A 23,144-nucleotide genomic window follows, 5' to 3' on the forward strand; every position below is an offset into this window, starting at 1 on the left:
GCGAGCTCGCGCTCGTCCGGCATAATTATTTTCTCACGTATCTTAGTTGGTGAGAATGGATACTTTGAGGATAGTTAAACCCTCGCCATAAACTGGGGTTAGAAATGCTTAGTGAACATCATTGCTGCCTCGATTAAAAACAATCTTTTCGACATCAGCAAAACGCTCAGCAAAATGCACCGTCATCCCTTCTTTCACGGATTCTGGCAATTCATAAAAATCCCGGCGATTTGGCTCAGGTAAAATAACTTCACTGATTTTGCTGCGTTTTGCCGCGATAATTTTCTCTCTGATACCACCAACCGCCAATACCTGCCCAGTCAAGGTTAGCTCACCCGTCATCGCCAACCCTTTGCGAATAGGCTCACCTCGCGCTAATGACATTAACGCCGTTGCCATGGTAACACCGGCACTAGGGCCATCTTTTGGCGTGGCGCCTTCCGGCACATGCAAATGCACTAAACATTTATCAAAATACTCAGGGGTACGTTGATAACTTTTGGTGTGTGAGAAAACATAAGAATACGCAATCTCTGCCGACTCTTTCATGACATCGCCCAATTTACCTGTCAATTTCAAGCCACGAGTCAAATCATGTACCTTATTGGCTTCAATAGGCAGTGTTGCTCCGCCCATTGAAGTCCACGCAAGCCCAGTCACGACCCCTACGCCTTGCAAGGTTTTTTCAGGTCGGAAATACGGCATACCGAGTAACTTTTCTACATCTTTCACACCCACACTGATCGTTTCTTTCTCACCCGTCATTAAGCTAACAACCGACTTACGTAAGATTTTTTGCAGGAGTTTATCCAGCCCTCGAACCCCAGCTTCACGCGCATAATGTTCAATAATATGGCGCAACGCAGCATCGGTAATATTAAGCTGCTTTTTCAACAACTTATTCTTTTTAAGTAATTTCGGCCACAGGTGCTGCTTGGCGATAGCAAGCTTTTCATCGCCAATATAACCAGACAACCGAATCACATCCATTCGATCCAATAACGGCGCTGGAATAGTATCAAGTTGGTTCGCAGTACAAATAAACAAGGTCTTAGAAAGGTCGACTCTCATGTCTAAATAATGATCTAAGAACTCACTGTTCTGCTCAGGGTCTAACGCTTCTAATAAAGAAGACGCGGGATCCCCCTGAAAAGAAGAGCCAATTTTGTCCACTTCATCCAACATGATAACGGGGTTTTCAACCTCTACATCTTTCAGAGCTTGAACAAATTTCCCGGGCAACGCGCCAATATAAGTGCGTCTATGACCTTTAATTTCTGCTTCGTCTCGCATACCACCCAAGCTAAATCGATAGAACTTACGATTCAAGGATTCTGCTATGGATTTACCAATCGATGTTTTACCGACCCCTGGTGGTCCAACTAATAATAAAATCGAGCCCCCCATTTCACCGCGATGCGCCCCCAGAGCCAAGAATTCAACAATGCGATCCTTTATGTCTCCAAGTCCAGCATGGTGAGATTCAAGTACGTCTCGCGCAACGCTAATATCAAGGTTATCGGCAGAATGAACACCCCATGGTAAGGATGTGGCCCAATCCAAATAGTTACGAGTTACTCCGTATTCTGGAGAACCTGTTTCTAGAATACTTAACTTATGAAGCTCTTCTTGGATTTTGTCATTTACCGCATCAGGAACCGTTTTCCCCTCAAGGCGCGCCTCAAATGTTTCCACATCAGACGTACGATCATCTTTCGAAATGCCCAACTCTTTTTGAATGACTTTAAGCTGCTCTTTTAAGAAGAACTCGCGCTGATGCTGACTGATTTTGTCATTTACTTCCGCACTAATTTCATTCTGAAGACGGGCAATCTCGAGTTCTTTTTTGATCAAGGTAAGCGACAAGTGCATTCTTGCCTGAACCTGCGCCGTTTCTAGTACCTCGTATAAATCCTTCCCATCCGCAGAAGTGATCGATGCGGCAAAATCTGCCAGTAACCCAGGCTCATTAAAAGAAAAACGGCCAATGTATTGACGTAAATCTTCACTGAAAAGAGGGTTTAAACGGATCAACTCTTTAATCGAGTCTAAAATGGCAATGGAATACGCTTTCGTTTCATCATCACTCTTTTTAGAATCGTTAATGTAACGAACACGTGCTAAGTACGGCGTGGTTTCACTTAACCACTCAACCACTTCAAAGCGTTTCACCCCTTGCGCTAAGAAGGTGATTTTATCATTTTGTTTTTCTGCCTTGTGTACGCGGGCAACACAACCGATGGCCCGAAAAGATTCAACCGGTGGCGCCCCTTTTACTTTGTCGACATACACCAATCCCACTGCTGTCTGAGGATCCTCGGCAATGCGATCTAACGTATCTTCCCATGGGTCTGCATCCACCATCACAGGCTGTACTTGAGCGGGGAAGAAAGGTCGGCTGGAGATAGGCAAAAGATACAGAGTATCAGGCAGCACATCATCCGGTAATGCTAAGCCTCTTGGGTCATTAATCGCGACACTGTCTTCTTCAACGTCTGTTATTTGTTCATCTTCTACATCTGGGTACTGATCATCATTATTCATAATCTACTTCTCAATGAATCCAAGTTTCGCTCTCAATATTGAGATTCAAAATACTGCACTAGAATCTAGCTACGTTACTCATTTATGTAATGCCAATCCGAATGAAAACAATCCCTAACTGTCTTTTTCCTATTCTTTGCCCATTCCTAAGCGTGCTAACCAAAAAGACAGGATTGCTGATTAATCAACAAAACCATTGTGGTATCATTCCTGCACAATATTTATTAACAACGCGCCGCCTCCATTTAAATAGAAGGAAACAACCATGACTCGCGATGAGCTCCTTAAGACTTACCCTGATATTTTCGTGATCAATCACCCTTTTGTTAAACATAAACTAACCAGTTTGAGAGACAAAAACACCAACACTCGAGAGTTCCGCATGTTGGTAGAAGAGTTAGGGACCTTAATTGGTTACGAAGCGACTCGTGATTTAGAAACAGTGGATACCGAGGTAGAAACACCTTTAGAAACAACATTGAGCCCAATGTTAAAAGGCAAAAAATTATGCATAGTAACCATCATGCGTGCCGGCAACGGCTTAGCAGAAGGCGTGCTTAAGCTGTCTCCTTCTGCCCGTGTTGGCCACGTGGGTATGTATCGTGATCCAGAGACCAAGCAACCAGTAGAATACTACTTAAAGATGCCTCACTCTGTAGACGAAAGAACCATCATTGTCGTTGACCCTATGTTAGCAACGGGGAATTCAGCTATCGCAGCCATCGATAAAATGAAAGAGATGGGAGCGAAAGACATTCGTTTCATTTGCCTATTTGCAGCACCTGAAGGCATTGAAGCCTTCAAAAAAGCCCACAGCGATGTGCCTATGTATGTAGGGGCAATTGACCGAGAATTAGACGAACACGCCTACATTCGCCCAGGTGTTGGCGACGCTGGCGACCGAATTTACGGAACTCGCTAGTAAAAAAGGCCATCTAGCTTTGCGCTGGATGGCCTACCTTTCCAATATCGATTCTTTTCACACTCTCTTTAACGCCGCTTTTTTCACACTATCCCTTTAAGCCTAAATAGCAGCCAGCCAACGCCATAATACTGCCAGCCGATCGGTTCAAACCTTTCATGGCTTTTTCAGACTTCATATAGCGCCGAGCCTGAGAAGCGCCAACAGAAACAATCGACAAACCAAGTAATAACGCCGTAAAAGCAATCACTGCCGCCAACAAAACATCCATGCCATGTAAGGTGGTAACGTCTAGAAAGTTAGGAAGAAACGCGATATAAAATACGATAACTTTGGGATTTGATGCCGAAATCATAAAGCCCTGTAAAAAGCTTGCCAGCCCATTTGTCGTATTTTTTGAAGTCGCTTCATCACCATTCGAGACTGGAGAAGTCCACATTTTCCAACCAAGGTAAATCAGATACGCTGCCCCAAGGTAACGCACCAGTAAAAAGGCGGTTTCCCATTGTGCTGCGATAGCAGCCAGACCATAACAAGCCATGATTAAATACACTATGTCACTTAGTGCCATCCCAACACACAAGGCAACCGAATTTTTGGCACCTCTCATCATGCTACGGCCAATAATCGCAAATACACCAGGCCCCGGCGTCACACTAAATATAAAAATCGCAATAAAGAAGGTAATCGCACTTTGCAAAGTCATTGTTACTCCTCCTTTACACCGCAGCCGGCCAACACCATTCGAGTAATAAACTGTTTCGCTTCTGCGTAGTCCTCTTCATCCAAGCTTTCTTTGCCAAGTAGTACTTTCACCTGGGCATCAAAGTCGGCGTACGTTTGGGTCATAGCCCACATGCTGATAAAAAGATGCTCTACTGAAATCGGCGCCATTAGACCCTGCTCAACCCAAGTTTGGATCGTATGTTTCTCCCGACTCAACTCTGTCACAAAGTTCTCACGAAGATAGCTCAAGACAAACTCATCTTCACCAATAAGCGCCATCGCAAACACCTTAGAAGCACTTACATTGATACGCGACTGGTCTATTTTCTCGCTGATGTAACGGGTTAAATTTTTTCTCGGACCGTCTTCTAAAGTAAACTGGCTCACCGACGCTAGCCACATCGCTAAGATACGTTCTAATACCGCTTCTAATAAATCTTTTTTGGAGCGATAGTAATAATGGATATTCGCTTTGGGTAGGTTGGCTTCATTCGCAATCATTTGTGTGGTGGTTTTTGCCAAGCCCTGGCGTGCAAAAACACGCTCTGCTGTTTCGAGGATAAGCGCTTGGTTTTGAGCACGAATGTGCGTCTTTAGCTGATCTTTGGCTCTCTTTACTTCAGACAAAATAATGCCTCATTTGCTGACGGATATTAACGAAAAGGGGAATATTGCTTTTCCATTCGCAATATTTGCTGGCAAAGATAACACTCTTTAATGAGAGGAAGAAGCGAGAGAGCCGAATCAGAAAGTTTGGCATAAAAAAAGGGAGCCGAAGCTCCCCATTTCCCCTCACAGCAGAGACGTTAAAACGACTATAGGCATTCATCGTTACGCTAACTGCTGCACCACGTTGGCTCAGTTATTGTTCAAAGCAAGAAGAGCTTTTTCACAATGTTCTTTTTCTAAGCAAGTACTCACTATAAATACTTCGCTTTTAATAAAGCCTAGAAGGCTTCGTTGAATTCAGTGAAGGGAATTATAAACAGCTGTTCAGCAAGCGCAATAGATCAAGGTAAAAAACTTGACCAATCGTACAACTTTTTACACTTTAGCTCTTTTTCAAAGCGGGCGCTTGGGCAACTCGGTTTCGCCCTTTGCGTTTTGCTTGGTACAAAGCTTCATCTGCCCGCTTTAACACCTCATCAGGAAGATCCCCTTGAGTCGCAAAAGCCACCCCGATGCTAGCCGTAACAGTTACCGACACCTCTTTTTTCTTCTTAGGGTCAAAAACAGACACTTCGGCCTGCTCAATATGCGAACGAATGTCTTCTAGAATGTCCGCTACGCCTTCCAAGCGATTGTGTCGAAATACAATGGTAAATTCCTCCCCACCATAACGAAATGCTTTCCCTGGGTGAGAAAAGCGTTTCAATTGAGCGGCGACATTCTTCAAGACAATGTCCCCCATATCGTGCCCATAGGTATCGTTGAACTTTTTAAAGTGATCAACATCGACCATCGCTAAGGCGTACTTTTTAGGCAATCCGACCAATTTTTCATTCAAGGCTCGACGCCCTAGCAATTGTGTTAAATCGTCTAAATACGCCATACGATGGCTTTCCATTAGCAAAAACCAAATCCATAGGAGAAATTGCGCAGACAGCAAGGCATCAAACTGACTTTGAGAAACAGAGAAGTGGGTTAAAACAATAAGGCTAACAATACTAATCAGACCGCTCGCCTGAAAATTATCCCCTGTTGACCACCAACCTACAAACACCAACACAATACTGAAGCATAATATCAACCAAAGTAGAAAGCTCGACCATGTGGTTTCAAAATGGAAAATGGCTTGATCTAAAAAGCCGAAAGAAACCCAATGGGATTCAACCGCGTAGCACCACCCCAACAACATACCAACAAAGAGTAATCGATTAATCACAAAGCGATTAAAAAACCCTCTTTCTCTTACAAAGGACAAGAGTGCAATACAAAAGCACGACACCACCAAATACGCCGTCATCGAAGCATCATCACTCGCACCATGCAGTTTAGGTATCAGCAGTAGACAAACCAAGATGAGCACTCGGCCTTTGTTGAAGTGCCAAGATAACAACAAAGCGATGATGGATAATATAAAAGGGAAAAATGGCAGGAGCGCAAACCACAACGGCGGCAGTGTCCCAACATATAAGCTAGCATACACACTGGCTAGCAAAATCAGGAATGGGATCAAAAGAGACTGTAAACGCTCAACCATACAACGCCTTAAAACATCAAATCATTCGATTAAATACAATCAATATTCTGCCCCGAAAACACTTACGTTTCATTAATAATAGAGAAATAAATTATTAGGAGAAAACGATGGGATTACTGATTAAAGGTAAATGGGTCGACCAATGGTATGACACCAAAGCCACAAAAGGGAAATTTGTTCGTGATGACTCTGAGTTTCGGCATCAGATCATCCCTAAAACCGATGATGAAGAGAGTCATGATATGCCATTTTTGGCAGAAGAAAATCGTTATCACCTCTATGTTTCATTGGCCTGCCCTTGGGCACATAGAACCCTTGTTTTTCGAAAGTTAAAGCAACTTGAAAACATCGTCAGCGTAAGTTGCGTGCACCCAGACATGCTCTCTAATGGTTGGGAATTTAAACATGAAACGCCGTTTTCAGACCCTCAAGTGCCTACCGGAGATCCTCTTTACCACTTCGATTTTGCCCATCAGCTGTATACTAAAGCCATGCCAACCTACACAGGCCGAGTTACCGTCCCCATCCTATGGGACAAAAAAACACATACGATTGTGTCTAACGAATCGGCCGATATTATCCGAATTTTCAATACAGCATTCAATGAGATAACGCACAACTCAAAGGATTTTTATCCAGTCGCTCTTCGATCCGACATAGACCAACTCAACGATCGAATTTATCACACGCTCAATAATGGTGTTTATAAATGTGGCTTTGCCACCACACAAGCGGCTTACGAAGAAGCCTTGATTCCTCTGTTTTCTACACTAGACTTTTTAGAGGACAAACTTGCCAAGCAAACTTACCTACTAGGGGAACAGCAAACAGAAGCAGACTGGCGTTTATTTACAACCTTAATCCGTTTTGATGTGGTGTACTTCAATCATTTTAAGTGCAACTTAAAAAGACTGCTTGATTACCCTAACTTAAATGCCTATTTGAAACGCTTATATGAAACCAAAGGGATCTCAGAGACGGTTAATTTCCAGCATATTAAACGCCATTATTACTACAGCCATGCCACTATTAACCCAAGTAGAATCATCCCTACAGGGCCTAACGTTTTATTTAATTAACAATGTCTACAATAATAACCGAATAAGGCAAATTAGAGGAGGTCAGGGATAAAGCTATTAAAGTAAGCTCTTTTTCGAGATAATGCGCGTACTTTTTTTACTAATATATGAAAGTACGATGACAAAGCCTTTAATGAACAATAGGCTTAGAAAGCGTACAAAACTTGAGACTCGTGGTCATTTATGGAAAGAAAAATTCTCTGGCTTATTTCCTTTGCTCTGCTCTTCATTCTGTGGCTAAAAATAGAGCCCGCTGAAGACTCAGTAAGCCATCAGTCTCAAAAACAGGTCTCAGAGTCGACAAGTGACAAAGCAAGTGACCGTTCTGGCGAAGCCACGGCGGATGAAAAAAGTTACTTCAAAGCTCACCCCATTAAGAGCAAAACGCCTGACTTCTTAGCCATAAAAGACATCAAGCAACGCAAAATGGCTTTTTTTAATTTCTTAACCCCCTTTGTGGATGAGAAGAACACCCTCTTGCTGGCTGAAAGAAAACGCCTTATCGAGTTAAGAGGGAAAGCCAAGAATCTGTCAAGAAAAGATAAAAACTGGGTTAGTGGGTTAATGTCTAACTACAAGCTTGATAAAGTAGAGACGATTAGCGCTGAGAACATCAATGAATTATTAACTTACATAGACATTGTGCCAGTCTCATTAGTGCTTGCCCAAGCCGCTAATGAATCCGCTTGGGGGACTTCTCGCTTTGCCACAGACGGCAATAACTTTTTTGGCCAATGGTGCTTTAGAAAGGGTTGTGGCCTAGTACCTGAGTCAAGAGATGACGATGCGGATCACGAGGTCAGAAAGTTCCGCGACGCCCGAGAATCTGTTTTCGCTTACATTGATAACTTAAACAGCAACAATGCCTATAAAGAACTAAGAGGCATACGCACAGATTTACGCGACAATAATGCACCGATTACCGGACTTGCACTCGTTCATGGTCTAGACCATTACTCACAGCGTGGACAAGATTATGTTGACGAAATAGAAGGATTGATCCAATACAATAAACTTTGGCGGTTCAATGCAAGTAATCGCAACAAAGAAAATGCCGAAAAATAAAACGTCACAGCAACTCTGTGCATAAAATTGTGATATAGACCTATGTATTTGAAGCGAATTGCGCGCCACAGGGTGGCTAAGCAATCGCGGCTTCATTACAATAGCCTGATTATTTACCCACTCATAAAAACGAGGAAATTCAATTGGCCCGTTTACCTGTTATTGTTGGCTTTGGCGGAATTAATTCGGCTGGTCGTTCATCTTCACATCAAGCCTACCGCCGAATTGTATTGGATCTCCTCCCAAGCGCTATTCAGCAGGACGTATTGCTTGATCTTGCCACACTAACGAATGCCGCAGAATACAAAAACGGTTTTTGGCATACGGAAGGTGGAGAAGAGCTAGATGCTGCCTCTCTTATTGATAGCATCGGCGAATCCTTATTAGCCCGAACATTGATTCGCAGAATACACCCTAGTCTTTTTGATGTTGATCACGTCACACTGCATAAATCTTCCGTGCTGACACCAAACAGCCAAGAAGAGAAACTCAGTTTCACGATCAAGACTCGCTCACTCCCCTCTGACCGCCCTACCAATTGGCAAGTGACAGAAATTTCTGATCATTTATCAAAAGTCACCATTGACGGTAATTTAGAAGCCTTTATCAAGGATTCAAAAGCCCTGTCTGTAAAATCTGCTGGTCAGCTACCAACAGGGTTTGATGCCTCTAAACTATACCAAAGTCGTAATCACCCTCGCGGTCTACAGATGACGGTATACGGCGCCTCGGATGCCGTACAAAGCAGTGGTATCGACTGGGAAGTCATTCGCAGCAAAGTGGCTCCTGATCAAATGGCGGTCTACGCTGCGAACTCCATTGGACAAATGGACGACCTCGGCTTTGGCGGCATGTTAAAATCCGCCTTAATTGGCAAACGAACAACGTCTAAGCATTTGCCTCTTGGCTATGCGCAAATGCCAGCGGACTTCGTCAACGCTTATATTCTAGGCAGCGTCGGCAGTGTCGGCACTTCAATTGGTGCTTGTGCCACTTACTTTTTCAATTTAGAAAAAGCCGTTGAAGGCATTAAGACCGGTAAATTCCGAGTGGCCATGGTGGGCGGTAGCGATGCCCCTATCACACCTGAAATTATTGAAGGTTTCCGTACCATGGGAGCCTTAGCAGAAGACACTGCGTTATTGGCACTTGATCAAATAGACAACCAAGAAGAACCCGATCACACGCGCAGCTGCCGTCCTTTTGCTCAAAACTGCGGCTTCACCATTGGTGAATCAAGTCAGTGGACGCTATTAATGGACGATGCGTTAGCCATTGAATTAGGGGCTGAAATTTATGGCGCCATTCCGGCGGTATTTTCCCATGCCGACGGCCATAAGAAGTCCATATCCGCACCGGGTATTGGTAACTATCTGACCATGAGCAAAGCCATGGCCTACCTACAGGACATGATTGGCAAAGACGGTCTTACCGAGCGCACCTTTATTCAAGCTCACGGTACCAGCACACCGCAAAATAGAGTCACAGAGTCCCATGTCCTTAGTAAGGCCGCAACAAGCTTTGGGGCGACTGGCATGCCTGTTACCGCACTTAAAGCCTTTCTTGGCCACTCTCAAGGCACCGCTGGCGGCGACCAATTACATCTTTCTTTAGGTGTATGGAAAGACGGCATTCTCCCTGGTATCACAACGTCGACAGAACTCGCTAACGACGTTTATCAAGAAGGATTACACTTTCAGCTTAAACATGAAGCGTACGGCAAAGACTACTTTGACGCAGCCCTGCTTAACTCGAAAGGTTTTGGTGGCAATAACGCAACAGCCATTTTGCTAGCGCCTCATAAAGTAATGGGAATGCTTAGCAAACGCTACTCAAACGCCGAACTTGAAGAATATGCCATTAAGAATGCCAAAGTAAAAGAAGCAGCAGAAGCTTACAACCAAGCCGCGATTCATGGCCAAGTTCTGCCTGTTTATAAATTTGGCTTCAATGTTCTTGGTGGTGAAGACCTCAATATTACTGACAAAGAAATTCGCCTACCAGGCTACGAAATGCCAGTAACTTTCGGAACCAACACTGAGTTTGATGACATTTGTTAAACACAAAAAAATAGCTAATACCGCCCGGTATTAGCTATTTTTATTAAACCATCACCCTTCAAATCACAGGCTTTTAAAAACCATTCCATTCGCGGCCATTTCCTCAGAATCAGCCTTTGAAAATAGAACGTGACGCTCGCCACATAGGCAATATAATCGCCGCCAAAAAGCTGCATACCGCACTATAAGACAAAAGATACAAAGCACTTGAGAATTCAAGCTGCAGGTAAAAGCTAATGAAAAGGTAGTTTGGCAATACCACACACACCCACACCCCGAACACCAGCAGCATCATTGAAAAACCAGACATCTGCTTTACCTTTACCAACAACCAAGCGGTAAAGTACAAATACACAAATGAGGCAACAAAAAAGCCTACTAGGCGCTCAATTGAAGGAAGTTTAGCCATACCTTGATTAGGATCAATCAACGCGGCTGGGGCAGCCGAATACCACAAAAATCCAACCAGGACCTGTAATAAGAAGACCAGAAAAATGGCTTTATGATTGATTTTATTCACGCTAAACCTTACCTCCCTTTTCGTTATGTTTTATAGAGTTCTCGAACTAAATTTCTCAGCACTGAACGCCATGGCCTTTGTTTCACACCATAATGGTTAAATATTTTCCGGCATGAAAGAGACTGCCTTTTAATCTGCACCACTACGCCGTCTTCTTCTGAAAAAGCCCCTTCCAACGATTCGACTTCCATTTGCGCTTTCGGATCAAACTGACTAGAGGTCACCAAAATCGCCTCCACCAATCCAACCCAACTAATCTCTTCTGCACAACAATAATGGTAAACACCGGTATTGCTTGCGCCATAGTAACGCTGCTTAATCAAAGACAAAATAACACGCGCTAAATCTGAAACCGGCGTAGGACTACCAATTAAATTGTCTTTGTAAGCAAGATTAACGCCGTCTTGAATCAGACCTAAAGTACGACATACAAAGTCATCCCCCTTGCCACTAAAAAGCCAACCCGTTCTTAAAATAATATTGGCAGGGTTCTTCGCGACAATGGATTCCGCCTCAATAAGAGCAAGAGCATAAGGCTCGTTACTGTCTGGTGTATCCGTTTCAAGGTAAGGCACATTATTGTCGCCTGAAAACACTTTGGCACTGCTCAACATAATAAGCGGCGCACTCGATTCACTCACTCCCGCCAATGTCGCTTGAAACTTACTATAGTCACTTTGTAAGGCGTAACGTAAGCTAAGTGCATCAATGGCAACATCATAGTCAATCGATGCCAGCTCTTTTACAGCCTCACTTTCAAGCAGCAAGTTCTCTTGAGGGCATATCCAATCAATGTCATTTTGCCCTTTTGAAAATTCCAGCAAGGCCGTGCCCACTTCCGATTCGGCGCCCAATAAAAGGACACGAATAGGCGCATTAATATCTTGTTTATTAGTCAAAGTGTATCCTTGTACCACTTAGGAAAAGTACTAAGAAGGTTTTTATTTGTTTGTCGAGCAATGTCATCGACACGGCTCTTTCTTATCGTTGCAACACACTGAGCAATCATCGGAATAGAAAGCGGAGTGTTAAGCGCCCCTTGAAAGCCACACAAAGGCATATCCGGTGAGTCTGTTTCTAACACAAAAGCCGAATCATCTAATTGCGCCAAGACAGCCTGCGCCTTTTTTGCTCTTGGGTAGGTGACAGTACCACCAATCCCCAACAGAAACCCTAACCCTCTTAAGCGATTAGCTTGCTCAATACTGCCATTAAAGGCATGAATAACCCCACCAGATGTAAAGCGCGTCTCACGCACAGCTTTGATCACCAAGTCATAGCTCTTGCGGGCATGCACAATAACTGGAAGCCCTAAATCACGAGCAACAATAAGCTGTCGAGAAAAGAACAGGCTTTGTTGATCCAGCGCTATCGCTCCGGGCCAACAATCAAGACCAATTTCACCAATGGCCAATGCACCATGCAATTCACACTGCTCAGCCAAGCGATCAATGTCAGCTATGCTCGCCGTTTCCAAAAAATAGGGGTGCAACCCATAAGCGACCCGCCATTGAGGGTAACGATTGGCAAGTTCCGCGACTTTTGCCCAGCTTGTTTTCGTCGTCGAAGGGATCAAAAAACCCTCAACGCCCGCCTCGATGCAGGTGTTCATTAACGCATCGCGAGAATCATCAAAAACACTAAAATCTAAATGACAGTGGCTATCAATATACATCAGCAAAGATTACATCATGAAACAAGATACGCCTAGAGAGAGCGCAGCATAGAAGTAAAAAAGCCATGAAAATAGACATAGCTTTGATACAAAAGAGACTCAACACTGCCTTTAATGGGGCTTTTTAACGAAATTTATTCCGCTTTCGTCGCCTTCTCAACCGCACTTAGCATGCCTCGTAACATGCCCACTTCTTGCTGATCCAATTGAGCACGCTGATACAATCGACGAAAACGCGTCATGACTTTACGCGGCGCTTTAGGATCTAAAAATTCTGTCTCGGTCAGCACTTTTTCTAAATGCTCCAACAGAAAATCCAGCTGCTCGACCGTCGCCGCTGGCACATCCCATTTGGCTTCCACAACAGGCGCATCAGCCATTAGCAACCCCTTCATGCGCAGTTCGTAGGCAATCACCTGCACCGCAGCACCTAGGTTTAAAGAACTGAAGCTTTCAATAGAGGGAATATGAACATGGTAATGACAACGCTGTAGCTCTTCGTTTGTTAACCCTCTATCTTCACGACCAAAGACAAACGCGGTTTCCAACTGCTCTTCAAAAACCAAATCTGCAGCTTGTCTTGGGTCGACCAAAGGACAAGGAATATGACGCTCACGCGCACTGGTACCAATCACCAACTGACAATCGGCAATGGCTTCTTCTAGTGTTTCAACCACCACGGCATTGTCCAACAGATCAGACGCACCAGAGGCGCGACTCACCGCTTCAGGGCTTGGGTATTGCTTAGGCGCCACCAGATACAAATCCGCTAACCCCATGTTTTTCATTGCTCTTGCGGCAGCGCCAATATTTCCTGGATGGGAGGTGTTTACAAGGACAATTCTTACTTTATTCTGCATGTTATGAACTACCAATTTATAGCGGACAAATGATGCGGTGAATATTAACAGATTTTTCTTTCAATTCCTCAAGGCGCTCAGTTTTTGAACAACTTTTACTAGCCAAAAAACTCCTTTTACGTTAGAATCCGCGCTCATATTTCGCGCCCTTCCTGATTCCCCTTTTCAACGCTTTGCGATGGACAGAAACAGGAGGGGCGCTTGCTCTTTAACACTTTATTGGCAACTGTGCTGTCTTTTACAATAAGACGGCATATGAACTCTCATTTAGAACAATTGACGGTACCCTATGCAACCTAGAATCAATGTCGCAATCAAAGCTGCTCGCGCGGCAGCAGAATACATCATTCACTCTCAAGAGAAGCTACTTTTCGACAAAGAGCAGGGACAAGATGCCGCTCAGGTTTACCAAATCGTATGCTCTGGCGCGGAACGTGCCATCGTCTATCATTTAGAAAAAGCCTACCCAGGCGACACCATTACGACTCGCCTTCAAGGCAGCGTTCAAAATGGTACTGAAGGTGAATGGATTATTGATGCGATTCAAGGTCAGCATTTGTTTTCTCGCGGCTTAACAGGCCACGTTATTACCATGAGCTACTTAGTTGCCGGTAAAGTTGAGCACGCTCTTGTGCTAAACCCTCACACCAAAGACGAATTCTACGCAAGTAAAGGCCGTGGCGCTTACTTAAACAACTCTCGAATTCGTACCAGCATTGCTCGCACCCTAGATAAAACAACCGTTGCCGCTCAATTCCCAGCAACAGACCGCACGGCTCCTTACTTATCAGGTCAGCTGACTATTTTGTCTGAAATCGCTGAGAAAGGCGCTCGCGTTGTTATGCAAGATACTCCTGCCTTGACGCTTGTTAATACCGCCGCTGGCCGTTTAGACGCCGCTTGGGGTATCAAGCTACAAGAATGGGAAATGCAAGCTCCGCTGTTTATTGCAAAAGAAGCAGGTTGCCTATTTGCTAACTTTGATGGCTCTCCAAGCATTGAAAGTGGCGATGTATTGTGTGCTAACCCTCGTTTATTCAAGGTTTTATTACCTATTCTAAACAAACACTTAAACTAATATTTAAGCAAAAAAAGCCCGCTTTGAAGCGGGCTTTTTTTTGCTTTATTAAACTCTAACTTACGCTTTATAAATATTTTCGTAACAGTAGTTAGTCGCTTCTACAAAGCCATCTACACTACCGCAATCGAAGCGTCGACCTTTGAATTTATACGCCAACACACAACCTTCTTTTGCTTGTTGCAAAATCGCATCGGTGATTTGCACTTCTCCATTTCGACCCGCTGGCGTATTACGAATTTTATCGAAAATATCTGGCGTCAAAATGTAACGACCAATGATAGCAAGATTGGAAGGGGCTTCTTCTTTAGATGGTTTCTCTACCATATCGGTCACACGATAAAGGCCTTCTAGCATATCATCGCCTTTAATAACCCCGTATTTATGCACTTCGTCTTCTGGCACCTCTTGAATCGCCACTATGGTGCAGCGGAACTGATTGTACAGTTTCACCATTTGCGCCATCACGCCGTCATCGTCAGTTTCACCAAAGCAAAGGTCATCAGCCAACACCACACCAAACGCTTCGCCGCCTATTAACGGCTCCCCTGTCAAAATAGCATGGCCTAGACCAAGCATTTGATTTTGAGGAATAAAAGAAAAAACAGCGTTCGCAATCAAGTGGCGAATACCTTCCAAATACTGCTCTTTACTGGTGCCAGAAATCTGATGTTCAAGCTCGTAACTAATATCAAAATGATCAGCAATGGCACGCTTACCACGACCCGTTACAAAGGTCACATTCTTTAAACCTGCTTGCACAGCCTCTTCTACACCATACTGCACCAATGGTTTATTGACGATAGGAAGCATTTCCTTAGGCATCGACTTGGTCGCAGGTAAAAATCGGGTTCCGTAGCCCGCTACGGGAAACAAACATTTACGAATCATACTCTATCCTTAAAATAGCATTAAAGAATGGCCACTAAACAATGATAAATAACAGCCTATTAATTAGCTTAACGTGTTGCGTGTTGTTGATAAAATAACACTCGTTAAGCGATCCAAAATTGGGGAATTTAACTTATACCAATGCCAATACAAGGGTACGCTAAGTTTCTTGTGGGGGAACAACGAAATAAGAAGACCATTATTCAACTCCTCCGCCACTTGCACACTGGGTACTAAAGCACAGACTGTGCCAGACATCACCATCTCCACAAACCCATGAGACGAAGGATACCAGTGACTATTACGAATGTCCGCCTTTACTTGCATGCACTCATTCTGATAACGCCCCCATAACTCATCAAACTCGTCAAAAACCAGAGAAGGCGCCGCCAGCACAGAAAGCGCACTAATCTCACCATGTAGACGCTCTTTTACAAAGTGAGGAGTCGCTACCAATTCATAGGTCATGTTACCCAAAAACACCGACTCTCCACCGGATACAGGCGTGCCTATTTGGCTCAAACAAGCGACTACTTCTCCGGTTTGCAGTATCTCTCTCGTCTTTCCTTGGTCCGCCGCTTTAATATGCAAACGCGTCTCATCTATGGCTGAAAAGGCACTTAATACTTTCGTAAACCAAGTCGCTAACACATCATGATTGACCGCAATAGAAAGCGGTTGATGGCTGTGCCCCCGCTGCAATGACTCAAACAGACCGTCTTCTAACATGGCAACCTTGTTGGCATGCGCCAACAACTGCTCGCCGAGTGGCGTCGCTGATACAGGACGCGCTCTTATCAATAAAGGCCCGCCGCACTCTTGCTCTAAACGCTTAATACGCTGAGACACCGCCGATTGAGTCAACCCTAGATGATCCGCAGCTCGTTCGAAGCTTTGAAAGCGTAATACGGCGACAAAACAACTTAACGCCTTATAATCCATCATAATATTTTCTTATGTAATTTAAGTTAAATTAATTTAAATTTAAGTGTAAATACGTTTAGGATCAAGGCCGTTAAACTGACCCTAACAAGACGAGAGAGATATGATTGCATTTTTTAGTGGCGCGATTACTGGCGGCGGACTTATTATTGCCGTTGGTGCGCAAAACAGCTTTCTGCTAGAGCAAGCCTTAAAACGACACCTCGCCTTTCCCATCGCCTTTTTGTTTATTCTCAGCGACATTGTTGCTATTGCTCTCGGGGCGTTTGGTTTTGGCCTACTTATTCAAAGCAGTGACTGGCTGTTAATCCTGTTTCGCTGGGGCGGTGTGGCTTTTCTGACTTGGTTTGCTTTGCAAAAATGGCGTTCATCCTTTCTAGACGAGCACCTTGTTATCAAGCATTTAAACACTCGTTTAGCGGGGTGGCCATTACTGATGATGGCCTTGGCGGTCACCTGGTTAAACCCACATTTTTATATTGATACCATGATATTAATGGGCAGCTTGTCCAATCAATTTTTAGACGATAAATGGATGTTTGTGCTCGGTGGCGCTGTGGCGTCTACCGTTTGGTTTTTATTACTCGCTTTCATCGGTCATGCGTGTGCTAAATGGTTGAGTTCAGCCGTATTTTGGCGCTGGTTTAATCGCGCTAATGCACTATTGATCTGGAGCATTGCGTTTAAAATCGCCACCCAGCCATTAGCGAGCTAGTCGCCAATGGCTGTCTAAAGGCCGTCTTGATAAGCCAACCCATAGGCACGCTTACAGTTTGATCTCAACCTCATGACTTTCGTCTGAGGTTGAGGTGGAATCCGCTTCCACCCACATTTCAGCGGTCGCAATTGGGCTTACAGAAAGCGCAACCTGAATAGGGTCACTCTGGTCTTCAATCACCATAGGTGGCTGATAATTAATTCGGTATAACGCCATCAGCGCGACTGAGAAGTTAATCGCAGCAACAAACCAGAACAAAGCATCAATACGAACCAAATCCATCAAGGACGCGGCTAATAAAGGCCCCATCATGCCACCAATACCATTGAGAAGGATCATGCCGCTACTCGCAGATAAAATTTGCTCAGGTCGCAGCTGGTCATTCATGTGTGAAGACGCCAACGAGTACATAGGAAAAGTAAATGCGCCGACACAGAACATCCCCACCATCATCAATATCTGACTGTTGCTCATATTGCCAAGTGGCACAATAAAAGCGGCAAGAGCACCAACTAGACTTACCCACAAAATGGTCACTCGACGGTCCTGACGGTCCGACAACTTCCCTATTGGCCACTGTAAAAGCATACCGCCAACATAGCTCGCACCGATAAACAATGAGATCTGCCCAACACTCATTCCAATACTTTGAGCATAAAGCGCACCAAGCCCCAACAAAGCCCCGGCAGTCACACCGGCTGCGGTCACTCCCGTCACCCCAAGCGGCGCGGTTTTAATCAGCCCGACTATGTTTAATTTCTCAGGAACATTAATGGTTGGCGATGGCGTACGCACCAATAACAAGGGTACCAAGGCCATGGAGATCAAGACGGAGGTCAAAATAAACAAACCATAGCCACCAGGGGAAGATAAGTTCAATAACACCTGACCAAGCGTCTGGCTGGCCCATATTTCAATGGTGTAAATGGAGAACAATCGGCCTCGAGTTTGGTTCGTTGCAATGTCGTTTAACCAACTCTCCGTCACAATATACAGACCCGCATAACACAGGCCCGTTCCCATTCTCATCAGCATCCAAAACCAAGGATTCACCACCACAGATTGCATCAAGATAGTAATCGACGCCAACGATGCAACAGCGGCAAATACACGAATATGGCCGACATTTTTAACCCACCCCGGCACCAACATTGAGCCAATAATAAAGCCTAAATAATACGCCGACATAATCAAACCCGTCGCCGTCGTATCAAAAGATTCTAATGAGGCTCGAATACCGATTAAAGAGCTCTGCAAAGCGCTCGCCATAGAAAGAATGGCAATACCGAAAAGCAAGCTCCAAATAGGAAGCAGTAAGGTTTTAAACATGAAAATCCTTCGTACTAGGGCGCGGTTTTAACAAAATAAGTGGTTATAATTTCGGCAGACTATACCGACACAATTCGTGAATGCAATAACTAATCAACAGGTTAAAAAGTTAACAACCAAGATAGCAATTTTATTATTCAATGTAGAGCGCTCAAACGCATTAAAGCAAAAAATGATCGGTTTATAGCGGGAGGGTTTTACAAATTCATCCTATTGAAATACACCGAGTAGGCAGCGGCACAAGGCTTAAAGAGAGAGAAATAAACACCATGTCATTGTCACACGGCCAACTTATGCTAACACTGTGATCTTCACAGCCCCAAACCACGCCTACTCACTTCGACCTATACCATTATCGGTGACGCATCCCAGTGATGGGTTTATTAAAAAATCATGCTTTCATCAAAATACTAGGGGATTTATTTCCCCTAAAAGAGCACTTAAATCAAAGAAAGACGATCTAGGTCAATGACACAAAAGGCGTGCAGTGGCACAGTTTATGGATGCTTTTTACGCTAACTTAAGAAGCCTCCTTTTCACTGGAATCGATCACGCTTTTTTACTGAAGGACTTGAGCCATGCTGGGGATTTTTACGGATTTTGCAAGTTGGCTTACTTACACCATTTTAGGCTTGTCGCCCGACACAAAATTAGGCGATGCCCTGCACTTCTTTGTTGAAGACGTCAGTAAAATCTTCGCCTTACTCTTGTTTATGATTTACGTGATTGCCCTCATGCGCGCGTCATTAAACGTCGAAACCGTACGAGATTACTTAGCGAGAAAACATCGCAGCATGGGCTACCTTATGGGCTCTAGCTTTGGTGCTATTACCCCATTTTGCTCTTGCTCTAGCATCCCTATTTTCCTTGGTTTTACTTCTGCAGGCATCCCTGTGGGCATCACCATGGCTTTCCTTATCACCTCCCCTTTAATTAATGAAGTTGCCGTGCTTTTGCTGATGGGTCTTTTAGGCTGGAAATTCACCGTGCTTTATGTGGTCATCGGCATGTCAGTTGGGATTTTGGGGGGATTTTTTCTGGATACCATCAAAGCGGAAAGATGGCTGCAGTCCTTTGCCGCAAAAGCGCTCGCGAAAGGACAAAGCAATCAACATGGCTCAACAAACAGCACATTAAAAGCGAAAACCCTCTCCTTTAAAGAGCGCCACCAATTCGCCAAAGAAGAGTCGTTTGAAATTTTTGGGCGTGTTTGGAAGTGGGTCATTATCGGGGTGGGTCTTGGCGCCGCGTTGCACGGTTTTATCCCTGACGGCTGGCTTCAAGAACACCTTGGCGACGGTCAATGGTGGTCTGTGCCTGCCGCGGTACTGCTTGGTATTCCTCTTTACTCCAACGCAACAGGCGTGATCCCCGTGATGGAAAGCCTCATCGTTAACGGTTTGCCAATAGGCACAACGCTGGCATTTTGCATGAGCACAGTCGCGGCGAGCTTTCCTGAATTCATCCTACTCAAACAAGTTATGCAGTGGAAATTATTGGCGATTCTATTTGTGATGCTGCTGTTTTCATTCACTTTAGTGGGTTGGCTATTTAATTTCTTCACCCCTTTCCTATAGAGGATCACACGATGAAAATCATCAAAGTACTGGGCAGCGGTTGTGCCAAATGCACAAAAACAGCGGACCTCATCAAACAAGTCGCTCAAGAACAAGGCTCTGCGGTTTCTGTGGAAAAAGAAACCAGCCCTCAAATCATGATGAAATATGGCGCAATGAGCACACCTGCGGTGGTGATCGACGACACCTTAATCCATTCAGGCTCAGTACCCCAGACGTCACAAATAAAAGAATGGTTAGCATGACCCCCAGATAACCGGTTGATGCAAGCCACTTATGTCCGTCGAACCTGATGTTGTCTGGAGTCTAATTATGAGCAATAAAATGACCTTTAACGTTATCGCCAATCGAGTTGACGCTCATGGCAGCCTAGTCCGCTGCAAAGACGCCTCGCTTGTTATCGACACCGATTTGCAAGGTAGGTTGGATGCTTTTAACCCAGCAGAGCTGTTAATGGGGGCATTAGCAGCCTGTATTATTAAAGGCATAGAGCGTGTCACGCCTATTCTAAAATTTGATCTGCAACGTCTTGAAGTAGAGATACATGGCGTACGACAAGACACACCACCCAAGATGGAATCCATACAATATACGATCAAGGTCACCAGTGAAGAATCCGACCATAGACTCGCTCTTTTGCACGACAATGTCCGCAAATTCGGCACCGTATTTAACACTATCGCCCCTGGCACAGAGCTCACAGGCACGCTCATCCGAGCGTAATACGAGCCTCATTCGCCACACAATCCTTAGTGTTGACGAGAGTAAAGGGCTGTCATCAGATGAAAAAAAAGCGAAGACAAGTAACTTGTCTTCGCTTTGTATCCATCACTCACGCTTACTATGAGGGTGAAAAATCTTATGATTCAGTGCGGCTAAAGTGCTTCCCTAGCAGTGCGTGATAAAAATTATGGTCGCTCAAAATACCAACACACTGACCCTCATTCTCAAGCACTATTGGTCGATCTGTGTGATAACGAATTTCTACCGCATCCCGCATTTTGATCGTCTCATGCACTCGAACAACCGTATTAGCAGGCACTTTTTCAATCGGCATATCTGGCGTCCATTGGGCGCTCGTCACCTCTTCCTCATTGGAATACACGCCTTGGAATTGCCCTGCATCCAATGCAAGCCACAGATTTTCCCCCATGGCGAAACGCGCTTCTTTTTGCGCTAGCTCTGCGATCGGCGTCATCAATGCACTGCCACATAACACATTGAGTGGGTTGGTATGAGCCACAAACTTCTCAACGTATTCGGTTGCTGGATTTAATACAATTTGCTCAGGCTCGCCTTGCTGAATAATGCGCGCCGATTCCATGATCGCGATTTTTGTGCCAATTTTGAGCGCTTCATCTAGATCATGACTTACAAAGATAATGGTCTTATTTAACCGTTTTTGCAGTTCAATCAATTCGTCTTGTAACTGAGAACGAATAAGCGGATCGAGTGCTGAAAAAGGTTCATCCATCAACAACACATCGGTGTCCATTGCAAAGGCACGCGCCAAACCAACGCGCTGTCTCATGCCGCCTGATAGCTCATCCGGCTTTTTGTCTGCCCATCGAGTTAGACCCACCATGTCGAGCTGCTCTTTCGCTTTGACAAGACGCTCTTTTAACCCCATGCCTTGCATCTCTAGACCGAAGGCGACGTTTTCCAACACAGTCAACCAAGGCATTAAAGCAAAGCTTTGAAACACCATGGACACTCGGTGAGTCCGCATATGGCGTAATTTGGTTTCGTCGCAAGTTGCCATATCGACCATGTCATCGCCGTCTCTGACTAAGCAGCGTCCACGGGCAATTTTATTAAGTCCATTAATCGCTCTTAACAGAGTGGATTTACCTGAACCAGACAGCCCCATCAGGACACAAATTTCGCCTTCGTTGACTTCTATATTGGCATCTTGCACACCGACCACATCGCCCGTCAGGCCGATGATGTCATTTCGAGTGTGACCTTTGTCCATTAAAGGGAGTGTTTTTGCCAAATTATCGCCAAAAACAATATCTAAGTGCTCTATTGTTACCACAGCCATAATTATCCCTCTTTTCTCATTGATGGTGTTTTACAAATACGGTCCAGCATAATTGCGACCAATACGATGGCAACACCCGCCTCAAAACCTTGAGAAATGTTTACCGTATTTAGTGCTCGAATCACTGGTTTACCTAAACCATCAGCACCAACCAGAGCCGCGACCACCACCATGGACAAGGACAGCATAATACATTGGGTAATACCGGCCATGATGCTTGGCATCGCCGCGGGTAATTCCACTTTGTAAAGTAGTTTTGATTTTGTACAACCAAAAGCAAGGCCGGCTTCTAACAACTCACTCGGCACCTTACTGACGCCTAAATAGGTCAATCGTATAGGAGCAGCAATCGCAAAAATAACCGTGGAAATCAGACCAGGAACATAACCTAGACCGAATAAAATAAGGGTTGGAATCAAGTACACAAAGGTAGGTATGGTTTGCATCAAATCTAAAATAGGTCTCAGCATGGTGTATAACCACGACCGATGTGCTGCCGCAATACCAATAGGCACACCAATAATCACACTGAAGGTCGTTGCAGAAACCACTAACACTAAGGTTTGGATGGTTTCTTCCCAATACCCCATATTAATAATCAACAATAAAGAAGCGGCAATAAATACCAACAACCCAATACTGCGGTGTAAGAACCAAACACCAACCAAGACAATCGCAATTACGACCAGCGGATGAACCCACATAATTGAGTCAACCATAGATGTGATCATGGTTTCCAATACCATAGAAATCAGATCAAAGAAGCCAGAAGCCGAGCCCACAAGCCAGTCAACAAAGCTTTCCATCCAGGCGCCAAGAGGGATTTTATTATCCGTTAGCCAATTCATATTTTTCTCCCGATACATCAAAAAAAGACGTCAGCGGTAAATCACCACTGACGCTCTATACAG

General features: G+C 44.6%; 22 protein-coding genes. 9 read left to right on the plus strand and 13 right to left on the minus strand.

The window, feature by feature from the left end; translation table 11 throughout:
* Positions 1-108: 108 nt before the first annotated feature.
* Entirely contained in the window at positions 109-2,544 is a 2,436-nt protein-coding gene (gene lon, locus E0D71_RS02720; RefSeq protein ID WP_133001747.1) for an endopeptidase La, read from the minus strand.
* A 265-nt stretch (positions 2,545-2,809) separates the two neighbouring features.
* Between lon and upp the strand changes: the two genes are divergently transcribed.
* Positions 2,810-3,466, plus strand: coding sequence for a uracil phosphoribosyltransferase (gene upp / locus E0D71_RS02725; protein WP_133001748.1), 657 nt, complete (start codon positions 2,810-2,812; stop codon positions 3,464-3,466).
* Between the two features lie 88 nt (positions 3,467-3,554).
* Here the strand turns inward: upp and E0D71_RS02730 are convergent, their stop codons facing one another.
* The 3 genes from E0D71_RS02730 to E0D71_RS02740 form a co-directional block, all read right to left on the minus strand.
* On the minus strand, positions 3,555-4,172 hold the full coding sequence (locus E0D71_RS02730) for a LysE family translocator (RefSeq protein ID WP_133001749.1): 618 nt from the start codon (positions 4,170-4,172) through the stop codon (positions 3,555-3,557).
* A 2-nt stretch (positions 4,173-4,174) separates the two neighbouring features.
* The gene (locus E0D71_RS02735) at positions 4,175-4,819 is read right to left on the minus strand and encodes a TetR/AcrR family transcriptional regulator (protein ID WP_133001750.1); all 645 of its coding nucleotides are present in this window, start codon (positions 4,817-4,819) and stop codon (positions 4,175-4,177) included.
* A 424-nt stretch (positions 4,820-5,243) separates the two neighbouring features.
* A complete protein-coding gene (locus tag E0D71_RS02740; protein ID WP_133001751.1) occupies positions 5,244-6,395 on the minus strand; it encodes a GGDEF domain-containing protein in 1,152 nt (383 codons plus the stop codon).
* A gap of 107 nt (positions 6,396-6,502) precedes the next feature.
* On the opposite strand from E0D71_RS02740, the gene E0D71_RS02745 reads away from it, so the two are divergent.
* The 3 genes from E0D71_RS02745 (at position 6,503) to E0D71_RS02755 (ending at position 10,599) form a co-directional block, all read left to right on the plus strand.
* The gene (locus E0D71_RS02745; RefSeq protein ID WP_133001752.1) at positions 6,503-7,474 is read left to right on the plus strand and encodes a glutathione S-transferase family protein; all 972 of its coding nucleotides are present in this window, start codon (positions 6,503-6,505) and stop codon (positions 7,472-7,474) included.
* Between the two features lie 183 nt (positions 7,475-7,657).
* Positions 7,658-8,539, plus strand: coding sequence for a glucosaminidase domain-containing protein (locus E0D71_RS02750; RefSeq protein ID WP_133001753.1), 882 nt, complete (start codon positions 7,658-7,660; stop codon positions 8,537-8,539).
* 143 nt (positions 8,540-8,682) lie between these two features.
* Positions 8,683-10,599, plus strand: coding sequence for a beta-ketoacyl synthase (locus E0D71_RS02755; RefSeq protein WP_133001754.1), 1,917 nt, complete (start codon positions 8,683-8,685; stop codon positions 10,597-10,599).
* 109 nt (positions 10,600-10,708) lie between these two features.
* Here the strand turns inward: E0D71_RS02755 and E0D71_RS02760 are convergent, their stop codons facing one another.
* The 4 genes from E0D71_RS02760 to E0D71_RS02775 all read right to left on the minus strand — a co-directional run bounded on the left by E0D71_RS02760 (position 10,709) and on the right by E0D71_RS02775 (position 13,654).
* Positions 10,709-11,119 (minus strand): hypothetical protein, encoded by a 411-nt coding sequence (locus tag E0D71_RS02760; RefSeq protein ID WP_133001755.1) that lies wholly within the window; start codon positions 11,117-11,119, stop codon positions 10,709-10,711.
* A gap of 23 nt (positions 11,120-11,142) precedes the next feature.
* Complete coding sequence (locus E0D71_RS02765) at positions 11,143-12,018, minus strand: sugar nucleotide-binding protein (protein ID WP_133001756.1); 876 nt, start codon at positions 12,016-12,018, stop codon at positions 11,143-11,145.
* The gene (locus tag E0D71_RS02770; protein ID WP_133001757.1) at positions 12,015-12,794 is read right to left on the minus strand and encodes a TatD family hydrolase; all 780 of its coding nucleotides are present in this window, start codon (positions 12,792-12,794) and stop codon (positions 12,015-12,017) included. The genes E0D71_RS02765 and E0D71_RS02770 overlap by 4 nt, the downstream gene beginning before the upstream one ends.
* Positions 12,795-12,928: 134 nt before the next feature.
* On the minus strand, positions 12,929-13,654 hold the full coding sequence (locus tag E0D71_RS02775; RefSeq protein WP_133001758.1) for an RNA methyltransferase: 726 nt from the start codon (positions 13,652-13,654) through the stop codon (positions 12,929-12,931).
* Between the two features lie 289 nt (positions 13,655-13,943).
* Between E0D71_RS02775 and E0D71_RS02780 the strand changes: the two genes are divergently transcribed.
* Positions 13,944-14,732 carry an inositol monophosphatase family protein gene (locus tag E0D71_RS02780; protein WP_133001759.1) on the plus strand — a complete coding sequence of 263 codons (789 nt, stop codon included), beginning with the start codon at positions 13,944-13,946 and terminating at the stop codon, positions 14,730-14,732.
* A 60-nt stretch (positions 14,733-14,792) separates the two neighbouring features.
* Here E0D71_RS02780 and galU read toward each other — a convergent pair whose 3' ends face one another.
* Entirely contained in the window at positions 14,793-15,623 is an 831-nt protein-coding gene (galU, locus tag E0D71_RS02785; protein WP_133001760.1) for a UTP--glucose-1-phosphate uridylyltransferase GalU, read from the minus strand.
* Between the two features lie 63 nt (positions 15,624-15,686).
* Positions 15,687-16,568, minus strand: coding sequence for an ArgP/LysG family DNA-binding transcriptional regulator (locus tag E0D71_RS02790; protein ID WP_133001761.1), 882 nt, complete (start codon positions 16,566-16,568; stop codon positions 15,687-15,689).
* Positions 16,569-16,668: 100 nt separating this feature from the next.
* Between E0D71_RS02790 and E0D71_RS02795 the strand changes: the two genes are divergently transcribed.
* Positions 16,669-17,280 (plus strand): LysE family transporter, encoded by a 612-nt coding sequence (locus tag E0D71_RS02795; protein WP_133001762.1) that lies wholly within the window; start codon positions 16,669-16,671, stop codon positions 17,278-17,280.
* 51 nt (positions 17,281-17,331) lie between these two features.
* Here the strand turns inward: E0D71_RS02795 and E0D71_RS02800 are convergent, their stop codons facing one another.
* Positions 17,332-18,612, minus strand: coding sequence for an MFS transporter (locus E0D71_RS02800; protein WP_133001763.1), 1,281 nt, complete (start codon positions 18,610-18,612; stop codon positions 17,332-17,334).
* Positions 18,613-19,190: 578 nt separating this feature from the next.
* On the opposite strand from E0D71_RS02800, the gene E0D71_RS02805 reads away from it, so the two are divergent.
* From E0D71_RS02805 to E0D71_RS02815, 3 genes are all read left to right on the plus strand, one after another.
* Positions 19,191-20,189 carry a permease gene (locus tag E0D71_RS02805; RefSeq protein ID WP_133001764.1) on the plus strand — a complete coding sequence of 333 codons (999 nt, stop codon included), beginning with the start codon at positions 19,191-19,193 and terminating at the stop codon, positions 20,187-20,189.
* Positions 20,190-20,200: 11 nt separating this feature from the next.
* Positions 20,201-20,434, plus strand: a complete 234-nt coding sequence (locus E0D71_RS02810; protein ID WP_133001765.1) for a thioredoxin family protein — start codon at positions 20,201-20,203, stop codon at positions 20,432-20,434.
* A 67-nt stretch (positions 20,435-20,501) separates the two neighbouring features.
* Positions 20,502-20,912 carry an OsmC family protein gene (locus E0D71_RS02815; protein ID WP_133001766.1) on the plus strand — a complete coding sequence of 137 codons (411 nt, stop codon included), beginning with the start codon at positions 20,502-20,504 and terminating at the stop codon, positions 20,910-20,912.
* 136 nt (positions 20,913-21,048) lie between these two features.
* On the opposite strand, the gene choV is transcribed toward E0D71_RS02815, so the two are convergent.
* On the minus strand, positions 21,049-22,233 hold the full coding sequence (choV, locus tag E0D71_RS02820; protein WP_133001767.1) for a choline ABC transporter ATP-binding protein: 1,185 nt from the start codon (positions 22,231-22,233) through the stop codon (positions 21,049-21,051).
* A 2-nt stretch (positions 22,234-22,235) separates the two neighbouring features.
* The gene (gene choW / locus E0D71_RS02825; protein WP_133001768.1) at positions 22,236-23,081 is read right to left on the minus strand and encodes a choline ABC transporter permease subunit; all 846 of its coding nucleotides are present in this window, start codon (positions 23,079-23,081) and stop codon (positions 22,236-22,238) included.
* Positions 23,082-23,144: the final 63 nt, after the last annotated feature.

The organism is Marinomonas sp. KMM3893 (genome assembly GCF_004352855.1).
In the GTDB taxonomy this organism is placed as follows: domain Bacteria; phylum Pseudomonadota; class Gammaproteobacteria; order Pseudomonadales; family Marinomonadaceae; genus Marinomonas; species Marinomonas arenicola.

What these genes read in the sequence shown, in the direction of transcription:
- lon (WP_133001747.1), bottom strand. Translation starts at nt 2,544, where the DNA reads ATGAATAATGATGATCAGTACCCAGATGTAGAAGATGAACAAATAACA.
- upp (WP_133001748.1), top strand. Translation starts at nt 2,810, where the DNA reads ATGACTCGCGATGAGCTCCTTAAGACTTACCCTGATATTTTCGTGATC.
- E0D71_RS02730 (WP_133001749.1), bottom strand. Translation starts at nt 4,172, where the DNA reads ATGACTTTGCAAAGTGCGATTACCTTCTTTATTGCGATTTTTATATTT.
- E0D71_RS02740 (WP_133001751.1), bottom strand. Translation starts at nt 6,395, where the DNA reads ATGGTTGAGCGTTTACAGTCTCTTTTGATCCCATTCCTGATTTTGCTA.
- E0D71_RS02745 (WP_133001752.1), top strand. Translation starts at nt 6,503, where the DNA reads ATGGGATTACTGATTAAAGGTAAATGGGTCGACCAATGGTATGACACC.
- E0D71_RS02750 (WP_133001753.1), top strand. Translation starts at nt 7,658, where the DNA reads ATGGAAAGAAAAATTCTCTGGCTTATTTCCTTTGCTCTGCTCTTCATT.
- E0D71_RS02770 (WP_133001757.1), bottom strand. Translation starts at nt 12,794, where the DNA reads ATGTATATTGATAGCCACTGTCATTTAGATTTTAGTGTTTTTGATGAT.
- E0D71_RS02775 (WP_133001758.1), bottom strand. Translation starts at nt 13,654, where the DNA reads ATGCAGAATAAAGTAAGAATTGTCCTTGTAAACACCTCCCATCCAGGA.
- E0D71_RS02780 (WP_133001759.1), top strand. Translation starts at nt 13,944, where the DNA reads ATGCAACCTAGAATCAATGTCGCAATCAAAGCTGCTCGCGCGGCAGCA.
- galU (WP_133001760.1), bottom strand. Translation starts at nt 15,623, where the DNA reads ATGATTCGTAAATGTTTGTTTCCCGTAGCGGGCTACGGAACCCGATTT.
- E0D71_RS02790 (WP_133001761.1), bottom strand. Translation starts at nt 16,568, where the DNA reads ATGATGGATTATAAGGCGTTAAGTTGTTTTGTCGCCGTATTACGCTTT.
- E0D71_RS02795 (WP_133001762.1), top strand. Translation starts at nt 16,669, where the DNA reads ATGATTGCATTTTTTAGTGGCGCGATTACTGGCGGCGGACTTATTATT.
- E0D71_RS02800 (WP_133001763.1), bottom strand. Translation starts at nt 18,612, where the DNA reads ATGTTTAAAACCTTACTGCTTCCTATTTGGAGCTTGCTTTTCGGTATT.
- E0D71_RS02805 (WP_133001764.1), top strand. Translation starts at nt 19,191, where the DNA reads ATGCTGGGGATTTTTACGGATTTTGCAAGTTGGCTTACTTACACCATT.
- E0D71_RS02810 (WP_133001765.1), top strand. Translation starts at nt 20,201, where the DNA reads ATGAAAATCATCAAAGTACTGGGCAGCGGTTGTGCCAAATGCACAAAA.
- E0D71_RS02815 (WP_133001766.1), top strand. Translation starts at nt 20,502, where the DNA reads ATGAGCAATAAAATGACCTTTAACGTTATCGCCAATCGAGTTGACGCT.
- choV (WP_133001767.1), bottom strand. Translation starts at nt 22,233, where the DNA reads ATGGCTGTGGTAACAATAGAGCACTTAGATATTGTTTTTGGCGATAAT.
- choW (WP_133001768.1), bottom strand. Translation starts at nt 23,081, where the DNA reads ATGAATTGGCTAACGGATAATAAAATCCCTCTTGGCGCCTGGATGGAA.